Annotated in this window: 13 protein-coding genes; 10 read left to right on the forward strand and 3 right to left on the reverse strand. The window is 68.6% G+C overall.

Translation table 11 applies throughout. The features are described from left to right. Positions 1–3: 3 nt before the first annotated feature. Positions 4–2,229, forward strand: coding sequence for a Z1 domain-containing protein (locus tag PHK61_RS12975; protein ID WP_274281398.1), 2,226 nt, complete (start codon positions 4–6; stop codon positions 2,227–2,229). Beyond that, positions 2,226–3,212 carry a PD-(D/E)XK motif protein gene (locus tag PHK61_RS12980; RefSeq protein WP_274281399.1) on the forward strand — a complete coding sequence of 329 codons (987 nt, stop codon included), beginning with the start codon at positions 2,226–2,228 and terminating at the stop codon, positions 3,210–3,212. Before PHK61_RS12975 ends, PHK61_RS12980 begins: the two co-directional genes overlap by 4 nt. Positions 3,213–3,554: 342 nt before the next feature. On the opposite strand, the gene PHK61_RS12985 is transcribed toward PHK61_RS12980, so the two are convergent. Continuing rightward, a complete protein-coding gene (locus PHK61_RS12985) occupies positions 3,555–4,004 on the reverse strand; it encodes a very short patch repair endonuclease (RefSeq protein ID WP_274281400.1) in 450 nt (149 codons plus the stop codon). Positions 4,005–4,014: 10 nt separating this feature from the next. Then, positions 4,015–5,079, reverse strand: a complete 1,065-nt coding sequence (locus PHK61_RS12990; protein ID WP_274281401.1) for a DNA cytosine methyltransferase — start codon at positions 5,077–5,079, stop codon at positions 4,015–4,017. 592 nt (positions 5,080–5,671) lie between these two features. Here PHK61_RS12990 and PHK61_RS12995 point away from each other — a divergent pair. The 8 genes from PHK61_RS12995 to PHK61_RS13030 all read left to right on the forward strand — a co-directional run bounded on the left by PHK61_RS12995 (position 5,672) and on the right by PHK61_RS13030 (position 10,446). Then, entirely contained in the window at positions 5,672–6,295 is a 624-nt protein-coding gene (locus tag PHK61_RS12995) for an EcsC family protein (protein WP_274281402.1), read from the forward strand. 49 nt (positions 6,296–6,344) lie between these two features. Continuing rightward, positions 6,345–6,620 (forward strand): hypothetical protein, encoded by a 276-nt coding sequence (locus PHK61_RS13000; protein ID WP_274281403.1) that lies wholly within the window; start codon positions 6,345–6,347, stop codon positions 6,618–6,620. A gap of 144 nt (positions 6,621–6,764) precedes the next feature. Continuing rightward, positions 6,765–7,523, forward strand: coding sequence for an SDR family NAD(P)-dependent oxidoreductase (locus PHK61_RS13005; RefSeq protein ID WP_274281404.1), 759 nt, complete (start codon positions 6,765–6,767; stop codon positions 7,521–7,523). 93 nt (positions 7,524–7,616) lie between these two features. Continuing rightward, complete coding sequence (locus tag PHK61_RS13010; protein WP_274281405.1) at positions 7,617–8,270, forward strand: hypothetical protein; 654 nt, start codon at positions 7,617–7,619, stop codon at positions 8,268–8,270. A gap of 86 nt (positions 8,271–8,356) precedes the next feature. Continuing rightward, on the forward strand, positions 8,357–8,899 hold the full coding sequence (locus tag PHK61_RS13015; protein WP_274281406.1) for a YbhB/YbcL family Raf kinase inhibitor-like protein: 543 nt from the start codon (positions 8,357–8,359) through the stop codon (positions 8,897–8,899). A gap of 31 nt (positions 8,900–8,930) precedes the next feature. Continuing rightward, positions 8,931–9,548: a TMEM175 family protein gene (locus tag PHK61_RS13020; protein ID WP_274281407.1), complete on the forward strand. Its 618-nt coding sequence runs from the start codon at positions 8,931–8,933 to the stop codon at positions 9,546–9,548. A 117-nt stretch (positions 9,549–9,665) separates the two neighbouring features. After that, a complete protein-coding gene (locus PHK61_RS13025; protein ID WP_274281408.1) occupies positions 9,666–10,115 on the forward strand; it encodes a YdeI/OmpD-associated family protein in 450 nt (149 codons plus the stop codon). A gap of 31 nt (positions 10,116–10,146) precedes the next feature. Next, the gene (locus tag PHK61_RS13030) at positions 10,147–10,446 is read left to right on the forward strand and encodes an antibiotic biosynthesis monooxygenase family protein (protein ID WP_274281409.1); all 300 of its coding nucleotides are present in this window, start codon (positions 10,147–10,149) and stop codon (positions 10,444–10,446) included. Here PHK61_RS13030 and PHK61_RS13035 read toward each other — a convergent pair whose 3' ends face one another. Further along, a complete protein-coding gene (locus PHK61_RS13035) occupies positions 10,447–12,747 on the reverse strand; it encodes a M20/M25/M40 family metallo-hydrolase (RefSeq protein WP_274281410.1) in 2,301 nt (766 codons plus the stop codon). Positions 12,748–12,784: the final 37 nt, after the last annotated feature.

Here is a 12,784-nt window from a genome sequence, read left to right on the forward strand (position 1 = left end):
GACATGGTCAGCGCCTCTGTGATCAACGAGCCCAGCGACGTTCCGCTCTACATCGGCGCCAATGCAGACCGTCTCCTAACCGGAGTTCCGCCAACTGCCCGCCCCGGAATACAGGAGGAGTCTCTCCGAGTGTTGACCCGGGCTTCGGTCACCGGGAACACCGAAAACCCGCGGGCGTCAGCACAGTTGGTGGTCGGCGAGGTCCAGAGCGGGAAGACGCTATCGTTCACTACAGTCATGGCGCTGGCCCGCGATAATGGATACCCGCTCCTCGTCGTCATCGCCGGCACCAAGACGAACCTCCTTCAGCAGACAGAGCGGCGGCTTCGAAACGATCTCCGCATGTCGGGCGACGGTGGTCCGAATCCGTGGCGGACCTGGACAAACCCGAGCGCGGCAGACGCAGACAAGCTCCACCAGCTTCTGTCCGCATGGTCAGATCCGCATGTCCCGGACCAGTTTAAACAGACTGCTGTCATATTCGTTCTGAAGCATTCTGGTCGTGTCGAGACGGTGGCAGACCTGCTCCACTCCGTCTTCGGTGAGCGGCTCGCCGCTCCCGTCAAGGCGCTGGTAATCGATGACGAGGCAGATCAAGCGAGTCTCAACCTCAAGGCTGGAAAGGACGGAGAGAGTTCCGTCTATGCCGCAATTACCCACCTGCGCGCCAACTTGAGCAACCACACCTATCTCATGTACACAGCCACCCCGCAGGCGCCGCTGTTGGTCTCGATCGAGGACGCGCTCGCGCCCGACAAGGTAACGGTTCTGACGGCAGGCGGGGATTACGTCGGCAGCAAGGAACTCTTCAGCGCGTCCCGGGAGAAGTACCTACGGGAGATCACATCAGGAGAGCTCGAGACCGCCCTCGACCCTGAGTCCGACGCTCCACCGCGATCGCTCCTCGATGCACTCGCCTTCTGGACGTTGGCCCTCGTTCTCGCCCACGAGAGGGGCAAACCGCGGCCGCTGACGATGCTCGTCCACCCTGCTTCAGCCCAAGATCTGCACACCAAGTACGACGGGTGGGTTCGGGGCATCCTTGACGGCTGGCGGGCGGTCCTCAAGGACCGAGACGACGTCGCGTACCACGACCTGGTCGCGGACGTTTTCGAGGCAGCCTACGAGGATCTGAGACGGACGGTGCCGGAGCTGCCCGACGTCAACGAGTCGCCGCAGAGGTTGAGTGACATGCTCGCGGTCGCCCGCTACTACTTGAACCAGATAGAGCAGCGTGTCGTCAATAGCTCGACGCAGGCGGAGATTCCCGAAGAGGAGTGGCTACAATACCCGGGCTGGATCGTGATTGGAGGCAACAAGCTCGACCGAGGCTTCACGGTACAAAATTTGGGCGTTACCTACATGCCCAGGGGCAAGGGCGTCGGGAACGTTGACACCATCCAGCAGCGTGGTCGATTCTTCGGCTACAAGATGCCGTATCTTGACTTGCTCCGCGGATGGTTCTCTGCTGAAGTCGCACAAGCCTTCACCGCTTACGTGGAACACGAGAAGACCATGCAGTCCGAGCTGCGCAAGGTAGACGCGAGCGACAGTTCACTTAAGGAATGGCGCCGGAAGTTCCTCCTGGCTCCTGAACTCAAGCTCACTCGCCGCCAGGTCATGACGCTGCCAACCGTCAGCTCGGTGGTTCGACAAGGCTGGGTCTTTCGGCAAGCAGAGCTCTTTGAACCCGGCTTGAGCGAAAAGAACTCTGAGATCGTCGCTGCCATTCGCGAGACGGTGAAGCAGAGAGGACAACGTCATCCAGCCGACCTGCGGTCGGGAGACAGAGTCCATCACATCGCGTCATGTACCTACGAAGAGTTGACGAGCTACATCTACCAATGGGCATGCTCGGCCACCGAACGCGAGGACCTGGACAAGGTACTGTTCCTGCTCGCCAACATCCTCGACGAAGAGCTTGATGTTCCACCAGTAGACGTGATCGTCATGGATAACTACCAGAAGCGTGATCGGCGTGCCATCGAGCCCCGAGGTACGCGACGGATGGCGCCAGCGCGCATCAACAATCTCTTCCAGGGCCGTGGCTCCACCAGCAACTATCAGGGCGACCAGGCCTTCCTCTCTGACAGCGCCATCACTCTACAACTTCACGCGGTGCGTCCGTTGCGAGAGGGAGCTGATGAATGCGAACCCCTCGTCCCGGCGCTTGCAATGGCACTTCCTCTAAGCTCGGAGCGACGAATCGTCTGGGAGACATCCGAGTGATCGACGAAGCCCTGCTACGGTCAGCGTTGAAGGACGCGCGCCAGCTGCAGACCCACTCCAGCAGTTCAGGAACAGTTGCCTTCACCCTCTCGCCCGAGCTGGGGACGAGCAGCTGTCGAATAGGCCTCAACTCAGACGGCCACATCGTGCTCCTGGTTCCAGCGCAGCAGACACACGGAGTGAAGCTCGCCAGGTTCCACTATATGCCCGCCGCTCCGATCAGTTTTCAGGACCTAGCCCATGGATCGTGGAGCGGCTCATACGGCTTCGTCGCGTGTGATGTCGAGAACGCAGCGCAGGAGCGGGTACTGCTCGGCATCTTTGTCCAGATCGTCAATGCTCTCGACTCGGGGCAGGATGCCAAGATCGTCACTGGATACGTTGGAGCGGTAAGGGCGCTATTTTCTGCTCTCGAGCGACCGTCGCAACGAGCAGAGCTCGGGCTCTGGGGCGAGCTCTTCGTCATCGCTCGATCGCGCGAGCCGCTCACGCTCGCAAGCGCTTGGGTCGACGATGCCAACAGTGTCTTCGACTTCGCGACCTCCGGCCACAGGCTCGAGGTCAAGACGACCACGGGCGCATGGCGTCAGCACATCTTCTCGATCACGCAGCTCGAGCAGGCACAAACCGCCGACACCGCCGTAGTGTCCGTCATGACGACCGAAGTTGAGTCCGGCACCAGCGTGCCCGAACTTCTCATGAAGTCGCAGAACAGGCTCAGGCACAACCCAGAGCTTCAGCACGCAATGCTCGAGAAGACCGTTCGCATTGCCGGCAGCTCGCTTGGCAATCCCCGCCGCTGGGACGAGGACCAAGCGATGAGCACGGCGCGTGTCCTGGCCTTCGACAGCATCCCACGTCCCGGTCTCGAGCCCGGCATCATCGACTTGAGCTGGACCGCTCGGCTTGCCACAAAAATGGAGTCAGACGTCGTTACCGACAATCCGTTGGTGGCAGCCTTCCAGCTTGAGGCCGCGTCCTGATGGCGGTCGTGCGCAGCTTCGAGAACGTCGAGAGCTCGGGCCGGGTTCACCCGACAGTCGTTGACTGCGGTTTCTCTGTCTTCGTCAGCGACGGTGCGCCCTACCTCCAGCTTCAAACGTACGGGTCCGAGAACCGCGTCAGCGACAGAAAAGTCAGTCAAACTATTCAGTTAGACAGACGGGCGATGCTAACCCTTCTCGGGATCTTGGCGAGCACACTTGCCGCACAGGACGGCACGCCTACGTAGGCACTCCTCAGCGCTCGCTCGTCGAGGACCTGGCTAGCGGGCCGAGTGCCGCTAGTGGCTGCGGCCAGTCGTTGAGGCCGGTGCCGCCCACCATTCAGGTGGGCCGGCGCTCGAGCACCGCACACTGGATGCGTTGGGCAGCCTCCTCTGGGTCCTCGTGCTCCCAGATGCGCACGACCAGCCAACCGACCTCCTCGAGACGTCGGTCCGTGTCGGTGTCGCGCTCGCAGTTGCGGGCAATCTTCGGTGCCCAGTAGTCGGTGTTGGTTCGTGGGATGTTGCCGTGCAAAGGACACCCGTGCCAATAGCAACCGTCGATCATGACCGCCACTCGCGAGCTCGGGAACAGCAGGTCAGCTCGTCGGCGAGGCATGCCGGGCAGCGGATGGTCGACCCGGTAACGGAAGCCACGCGAGTGGAGGAGGCCTCGAATCTTCAGTTCAGGCGCAGTACCCCTCCGCCGCTGCGCGCTCATCCGCTGCCGCCGTTGCGGGGAAGTCTCGGGAAAGACTCTCCGCCCTGCTCCGTCCGCGTCGCCGGCCATCTCGACCTGCTTAGTTGATAGCGGCTGCGGCCATGAGGGCAACTTGTCGGCCGAGCTCTGGAGGGACGGAGTTACCCAGCTGAGCCTGGGCACTCCGTCTCGAGCCGACGAGTTCAAAGTCGTCGGGGAAGGTGAAGAGCCGTTTCACCTCTGCGAGACGAAGCCGTCGGTTGTCCCAGTGGAAAGGCCCTACATTTGGACCAGGCTGAGCCTGAATGGTGGGACTGGGCTTGGCCGGATCGAGCTTTAATAGAAAGCTCCAATATCGACTGCGCCAGCGGAATAGCGGCTCAGGATAATCTCTCTCGGCGGTGTAGTGCAGATAGTTCTTCCCCGGTGGGATACCAGGAAGGAGATGCGCGAATTGCCCTCCAACTACCTCCTCGGGTTCCGGATCTGAGACCAGTCCCTCGAGTGCGGCGCCGGCGCTGATGTGCGCGCGGTCAGAGCTGCCTGTAGTCCGACGTTCCCAGACTCCGCCGTGGGTCGGCCGCAGAGGATCGGGTAGGTCGGTACCTTTAGGTACGCCGACGACGAAGAGTCGCGGGCGAGCTTGTGGAACACCGTAATCTGCTGCATTGAGGACCATGTAGCGGCAGTGGTATCCGGCTTGCTCGATCTCGCGGCGCAGTCGCTCGTACGATGGTCGCGATGCCTTGTTATTATACGTAAGAGCGTAGACATTCTCCAGAATGAAGCTTCGAGGGCGCGCTTCACGCAGGACCCTCGTGTAACTCTGCAGCAGGCTTGCCGTCGGATCGAGTCCGTCGCGCTTCCAGTCCAACCAGAAGCCGGACTTCGAGAACGGGGTGCAAGGCGGGCCCCCAATAAGGAGCTCTGGCGTCGAGGAACCAGTCAGCCCAGCCGCCGCAAGAATGTCGGCCGTCGGTACATCAAGAATGTCCTTCCGGATGACGGGGCTGACAAGTGTCGGGAAGTTCTTCTCCAAAGTCGCTGCCGCATCGGGAGCGCGCTCGACAGCCGCCGCCACTTGGAAGCCCGCCTGTTCGGCGCCCAAGTCGAGTCCGCCCGCGCCCGAGAACAGAGAGATCGCGACGCCCGCCTGCCCTGACATGAGGAGCAGCATGCCACGGGCGGCCGACACGCCCTGACAGCTGGCGTCGCTGCGCGGACACTTTAACCAGAGGCCCTAGTAGGCGCGCGGGCCCTCGCCCCGGTACCGCTACCTCTTCCGAGGTCGTCGGCCGCGGCAAGGAGAGTGGCCGCCGTCTCGCCAGGACGAGATCGTGCCGTGGTGGAGGTCCCCTTCAATGGGTGGCCGCTGCATACCGGCGGCCGGACGTAAGGTAGGCATTCCCTGTCTCGAGGAGGGGGAGCGCGTGACTGTGGAGCCCTACGGCATGACGCCAGATGACGAGCGGCACTGGCGGACCGTTCAGGAGTGGAAGGCCAAGAAGCTCAACTCGAGCACGCGCGAGATAGTCCCTGCGAAGTGGCGAGAGAAGGCCTCAAAGGCGTCCAGCAAGGCTTGTGAGCAGTTGGGCGCCGCCGCATCGAAGGTCCCGAACGCCGAGGAAGCACGGCCACGCCGTCGAGTCGATCACCGACGTCCGCAAGCTCGAGATTGCCGACATGCACAAGGCTAAGCCACGACTCGACATCGCCTACTCGCGGGCTCCGCCGCGCAGGGCGCGGGCACCGGTCTTGTGGCCTCGGGCGGCACAATCCTCGCGGCCGGCGGAGCAGTCGGCTCAGGCGGCGTCGCTGCCGCACCCGGCGTGGGGACCGTCGTCGGCGCTATGGCGGCGGACGCAGCGGCGAGCATCGTGACCAGCAATCGCGCCGTCGCTCACATCGCCGCCTACTACGGCTACGACATCGACGACCCGGCAGAGCGCATCTACGCCCTCGGCGTGCTCAACATGGGGCTGGCCGAAGACGCGGGCAAGATCGTCGCGTACCGCGAGCTGAACAATGTCGTGCAGGCGCTGGCACGTCGCCAGACCTGGAAGCAGCTCAGCGGCAACCAGGTGACCAGGGTCGTGAGCGCGGTCTACAAGGCGCTTGGCATGCGCCTGACGCAGCGGAAGCTGGCGCAGGCGGTACCCGTCGTGGGGGTCGTCATCGGGGCGGGCCTCAACGCCCGAGCACTCTCTCGCGTGGTCGACGAGGCCGAGCACCTATACATGGAGCGCTTCCTCCGCGACAAGTACGGGATCCCCCTCGAGGCCGAGGAACTACCGGAAGCCGGCGCTCTTGTACAGGTCATCGAGGCAGAGATCGTCGAGCGCGGCGACGACGAAGACCTGGACCACACGGGAACGGGCTGACGTCGGGCGCTACGACCAGCTCGTCGGCTACCTCGCGGCCGAGGGCGCCGTGGACGAGGACCGCGAGCAGGGACTCGTCGTCCTGATCGCGTTCGATCACCGGCCGCTCCCGGTGCCTCTCCGCCTGCACATCACGCCGGAGTCGTTCGACGACCACCTGCGGACGCTGGCTCCCGACGCCGCTCTCCTCTTCCCCGACGTCGATCCACTCGAGGCGGCCTGGCGCCTCTTCCTCATCCACCTCGACGAGGCCGTGCAGACGGTGGAGCCCGACGAGACCGAGCTCCTCGTAGCCGCCAACGGAGTGCGCTCCCAGCGTCGTTGAACGCTGCGGAGCCGGTCCCTGACCCGCTGCAACGGACCTGCACTGCCGCAATCGCCTCACCACCCGCTCGTAGCCGAGATGTGACCCACGTCACTCGCGAGACGGCAAGGCTGCTCCGCGGGCGTACGACTCGGAGGGGGAGTCATGGGCAGGTTGGACGGCAAGGTCGCGATCATCACCGGTGGCGAGAGCGGGATCGGGCGGGCATCGGCGAGCGCGATGGTCGACGAGGGCGCGCAGGTGCACCTCATCGGTCTCGACGCCGACGCGCTGAAGCGGGCGGTCGCCGAGCTCGGCGACGACAAAGCCGCGTCCACCCAGGCCGACGTCACCGATGAACAGGCGGTGCAGACGGCCGTCGCCGAGGCGGTCGAGCGGTTCGGGCACCTCGAGGTCGTCTTCAGCAACGCCGGCAACACCGGGGCGGTCGCGCCGATCGAGGAGTACCCGTCGGACGAGTTCGCCCGCACGCTCCAGATCCACGCCCTCGGCGCGTTCCACATGATCAAGCACACCTCGCCGCACCTCGGGGAGGGCGCGAGCATCATCATCACCTCCAGCGTCGTCGGGCTCATGGGCTTCGGCGGGATCAGCGGCTACGTCACCGCGAAGCACGCGCAGGTCGGGATGATGAAGGCGGCAGCGAAGGAGCTCACGCCGCGGAAGATCCGCGTCAACTCCCTGCACCCCGGGCCGACGTCGACCCCGTTCCAGGACTCCATCGAGATGCGCGCGACCGGGCTCGAGCAGCAGGAGGCGGCCGCGGCGTTCGACGAGCTCGTCCCGCTCGCCCGGCACGCGACGCCGGCCGAGATCGCGAAGACGGTCGTGTACCTCGCCTCCGACGACAGCGCCTACATGACCGGCGCGACGGTCGCGGTCGACGGTGGCCTGACGATCTGACACGAACGGGCGGTCTTCGTCCTCGCGGTCTGTCACCCGGCTGCTCCGTCCCGCTGCAATGTGCCGGCCGGGACGGCCGACCGAGGGGGCGACATGGCGAGCACGGAGACCAAGATCGGCGGAGCGTGCGGGATCCTGGCCGCGGTGGCCATGATCCCGGCCTACATCGTCGGCACGCCGAACCAGCCGCGCACGCTCGAGGAGGCGGCCGGCTACTACGAGAGCGCGGCCTTCTTCGTGACGGCGAACGGCTCGCTGCCGCTGCTGCACGTCCTCCTGGGCCTGGTGTTCCTGGGCGTGCTCGTCCACGTCCTGCGCCGGGCGGCGGGCCCGTCGGGCGCCGTCTACGTCGCCCTCGCCGGCGGGGTGCTCTTCTTCGCCCTGACGTCCGCGGGCTTCGCGGCCGAGGTGGCCTACCCCGCGGCGGTCGTCCGGTTCGGCGAGATCGTCCTGCCCGCCCTCGCGCAGCCCCTGCTGGCGCTGTCGGTCTGGAGCTACCACTACGCGCAGATCGGGGCGGCCGCGATGATCCTCGCGACCTCGCTCGTCGCGTTCCGGTCCACGGCCCTCCCGACCTGGGTCGCGGGCGCCGGCGTGCTCGGCATCCTGCCGCTCCTGCACCTCTGGCTGCCCCTGGTCGCCGCCCTGAGCAGCCTGCTCTGGTTCGCGGTGATGGGCGTGGCGCTGCTCGTCGCGCCCACCCCGAGCACCACCACGGACAGGCCGGCCGCCCCGGCGACCGTCTGACGAGTCGACGCCCGGGAGGCGTGGCCACCGGGACCGTACGGGTACTGGCGCGACGGAAGCTTGCCGTCGAGAAGGAGGCCACGACCGTGTCCCACCAGCCGCCCGACCCCTACGAGTTCCTGCCCGACGTCGCGTCGTTCACCGTCACCAGCACCGACGTCGCCGACGGGCAGACGCTCCCGAACGCGCAGGTCAGCGGGATCATGGGCGCCGGGGGCGAGGACGTGACGCCGCAGCTGGAGTGGTCCGGCGCACCCGAGGGCACGAAGAGCTACGCCGTCACCTGCTACGACCCCGACGCGCCGACGGCCAGCGGGTTCTGGCACTGGGCGGTCACCGGCATCCTCGCCTCCACCACCAGCCTGCCCGCCGACGCCGGCGACCCCGAGAAGGGCTTGCTGCCCGAGGGAGCCATCACGCTGGCCAACGACGCCGGCGCCAAGCGCTACATCGGCGCCGCCCCGCCGCCCGGGCACGGCGCGCACCGCTACTTCTTCGTCGTGCACGCCGTCGACGTCGAGGACCTCGGGGTGGGCGCCGACGCCACGCCGGCGTTCCTCGGGTTCAACCTCTTCTTCCACAGCATCGGGCGCGCGATCATCACCCCGACCTATGAGATCCAGGGCTGAGATCGAGGGCTGAGCACGACGGGGGGCGGCGGTGGAGGGTGACGACGGCCGGCCGCTGCCCTCCCTCGACCGCGTGTCGGCGCTCAGCGACGGCATCTTCGCCATCGCGATCACGATCCTGATCCTGCCGCTGACCGACGTGCAGGTCCGGGACGGGCAGGTCCTCGGCGACCTGCTCGCCCTGGGCCACCAGTTCCTCGCCCTCGTGGTGAGCTTCGCAGTGATCGGGGGCTTCTGGATCCTCCACCACGACGACCTGACGGCCCTGACCGGTGCGAGCCGCCGGCTGCTCGTCGCCAACCTCGTGTTCCTGTTCTTCGTCGTCATGCTCCCGTTCCCCACCGCCCTGCTCGGGGACGGGGACAGCGTCACCGCGACGATCATCTACGCCGGCTCGATCATGGGCACGGCGCTGAGCTCGCTGGCGCTGTGGCGGATGGCGGAGCAGGACGGCCTGGTCAAGGAGGGGTGGGCGCGGCGCTGGGGTCACGGCAAGTACTGGGGGACGGCCGCCGTCGTCGCCGGGTTCCTGCCGTCGATCCCGCTCGCCTTCGTGTCGCCGACGTGGGCCCGGGTCAGCTGGGCCCTCGCGATCCCGTTCGGCATGATCGCCGACCGGCTCGAGGCGCGGACGGCGGTGGACCGGTGACCGACCAGGTCCACCCCGACGACGTCGACGCCTGGCGCGCGTGGCTCGCCGAGCACCACGACCGCGGCGAAGGCGTCTGGGTTCGTCAGCTGGAAGGCCCGCACCGGGCGCCCGACGGTGAGTTACGAGGAGGCCGTCGAGCAGGCGCTGTGCTTCGGCTGGATCGACAGCACCGCCCGCTCGATCGACGACGAACGGTCGATGCTGTGGTTCAGCCCCCGCCGGCGCGGCAGCGGCTGGGCCCGGTCGAACAAGCGGCGCGTCGAGCGCCTGGAGGCCGCGGGCCTCATGGCGGAACCCGGGCGGGCGATGATCGACGCCGCCAAGGCCGACGGCAGCTGGACGAAGCTCGACGACGTCGAGGACCTGGTGGTCCCGCCCGACCTCGCCGCGGCGTTCGACGCCCACCCCGGCTCCCGGGAGCAGTGGGACGGCTTCTCCCGGTCGGCGCGGCGGGCGATGCTCGTGTGGCTCGTCGAAGCCAAGCGCCCGGCGACGCGCAGCAACCGCGTCACGCAGATCGCCGCACGCGCGGCCGTCGGGGAGAAGGCGCACCCGAAGGCGTGAGGCACGGACCCGCCGGGGTAGCCGGGCGCCCATGATGACCGTCATCACCCACGTCACCCTCACGCCCGGCCGCGAGCCGGAGTGGGACGCGGCGATGCGCGACCGCCTCGAGACCGCCCGCGAGAAGGAGGGCTGGGTCGGCAACCAGCTCGTCATCCCGCTCGACGCCCCGCACGAGCGCACGGTGATCGGTACCTGGACCACCCGCGCGGCGTGGGAGGCGTGGCACTCCGACGAGACGTTCCTCGAGACCCGCGAGCGCATGGAGGGGCTGCAGGACGGGCCGAGCGACATGAGCTGGTACGAGGTCGTCTCGGACGAGCGCGCCTGATCAGGGCACGTCGACCCGACGCGACACGATCACGCGGTCGCTCTCGTTGCCGCGGGCCCGGCGCAGGTCGGGCGGGCGGGGGCTGAAGTCGGGCACGGTGAACAGGCCCACGCTCTGGTCGTCGACGACCAGGCTCGCCGGGCCCGCGAGCTGCAGGTCCACGAGCGCGCCCTCGCGCGGGACGTCGTCGAGCTGGAGCCGCAGCGGGCCGCCCGTGAGCGGCACCGACACCGGCGGGCGCCCCGGGTACGCCACCGTGACCGCCGAGGCCGGGGTCGAGGAGCGCACCGCGATCGTCGGCGCGCCGCGCGGGGACGACACCTGCAGGCGCACGCCCCCCGGGGTCCTCTCGGCGACGGCGGTCGGCCCCGGGGCCGGCAGGACCGGCGCCGGCCCCGTGCTCACCGGCTCGTCGAAGCCCGGGAGCGCGGTCGGCGGGCCGGGCGCGTAGCCCCGCGTCCAGTCGGCCGGCGCGGTGTCGGGGGTGACCCACCGGGCGACGCCCGTGTCCGCGTCCAGCGCGTACGACAGGCTCGCGCCCTGCGGCGTGCGGGCGTCGGGGCGGTCGAGGAACAGCCCGCCCGCGGCGAGGATCAGCACCCAGACGAACGCCAGGATCGGCAGCGCGTAGCCCCGCACCTGCCCGGGCCGCGGCAGCGCCGAGAGCCCGGCGGCGACCGGCACCCCGACCAGCGTGAACAGCGCGACCGGCAGCCCGTCGGACACCCCCGCGACGCCGTAGGACGCGACCGCGAACGGGATCAGCAGCGCCACCGCCGGCACCGCGCCGAGCACGAAGAACGGCCCCGCGAGCCACGGCCGTTCCCCGGCCAGCGCGACGACGATCAGGCCGAGCGCGAGGCCGATCACCGGCCACGCCAGCATGAACACCGAGCCCGGCGCGACCACCGCGAGCCCCACCGCCAGCAGCGCGAGCACCAGCAGCGACCCGGCCGCGAACGCCAGCCCGCCGGGCCGGCGCCGCAGCAGGCTCACCATCAGGGTGATCACGACGAACGCCGCGATCCCGGCGGCGATCTCGTACATGAGCGGGCGGCCGACGAAGGGGCCGGTGTCGGCGTAGGACGGGCGGATCGCGACCAGCGACTGCCAGAACCCGATCCCCACCGCCAGCGCGAGCACCAGCGCGAGCACGTAGCCGAAGAACCCGCCGACCACCCCGCCGAGCGTCGCCTTCCGCCGCGCCCGCGCCACCACCACCAGCGCGACCGCGAGCAGCAGCGCCAGTCCGGCGACCGGCCAGGCCCACCCGCTGTCGTAGGTCACCGTGCGGCCGAGGACGGTGAAGTAGGTCGCGTCGCCGCTCGGGGGCAGGCCGGAGGCCAGCGGGGCGAGGTCCTCCGACCCCAGGGTCCGGGTCAGCGCGAGCGCGTTGCCGCCGTGGTTCTGCAGCGAGGCCCGGCTGAGGTTCGGCGGGACGTCCCCGGGGGTGTGGTACTGCTCCGCGCCGTCGATGAACGCCGAGTTCATGCCCGGCCGGCCCGCGTCGAGCACGGGGGTGAGGTCGGTGTCGTTGGGCAGGAACCGGTAGATCTCGACCTGCGACGAGTCGCCCCGCGGGTGGGGGACGGACCGGGCCCAGGCGTCGACGAGCCCGGCGTTGCCCGGCGAGGTCTGGAACAGCATCGACGGTCCCGAGACGCCCCGCGCCTCCCAGTTGAGGACGACGGTCGGACGGTCGCTGTCTCCGGCCTCCGGCGCGGCAGCTCCGCTGCGCTGCGTGCCGCCCTGCAGGGCGTCCCGGACCCAGGCCCGCGCCCCGAGCAGGCCGGCCTCCTCGCCGTCGGTCAGCACGACCGTGACGTCGTTGCGCAGCGGCGGGCCGGCCCGCAGGGCCCGGACGGTCTCGAGGATCGTCGCGACGCCGGACACGTCGTCGGCGGCGCCCGGACCGGCGGTCACCGAGTCGTAGTGCGCCATGAGCACGACCGCGCCCGTGGGGTCGGTGCCCGGCAGGGTGGCGACGACGTTCTCGACGCGCGCCGCCCGCGCCTGCCCCTCCTCGGCGGCGATCGACGCCGTCGCCTCGACCCGCGGGGCCAGGCCCTCGGCGGCCAGCCGCCCGACCAGCGCGTCGCGGGCCGCGTCGGAGGCCGGGCTGCCGATCGGCCGCGGCTCGCGCGCCAGGGTGTCGACGACGCCGAAGGCCCGGTCGGCGCTGAACTCCGCCGGCGGCGCCGACGCGGGCACGGGCTCGGGCGGCCCCTCGAGGACCACGGCGTAGACGCCGACGACCGCGAGCAGCACCACCGCCACCAGGCGCCCGATCACGGTGAGCACGCTGCCGTACGCACCCCGCGCCCGCCAGCGACGGTCC

The sequence above is a fragment of the Actinomycetospora lutea genome (assembly GCF_028737205.1).
Lineage (GTDB): Bacteria > Actinomycetota > Actinomycetes > Mycobacteriales > Pseudonocardiaceae > Actinomycetospora > Actinomycetospora lutea.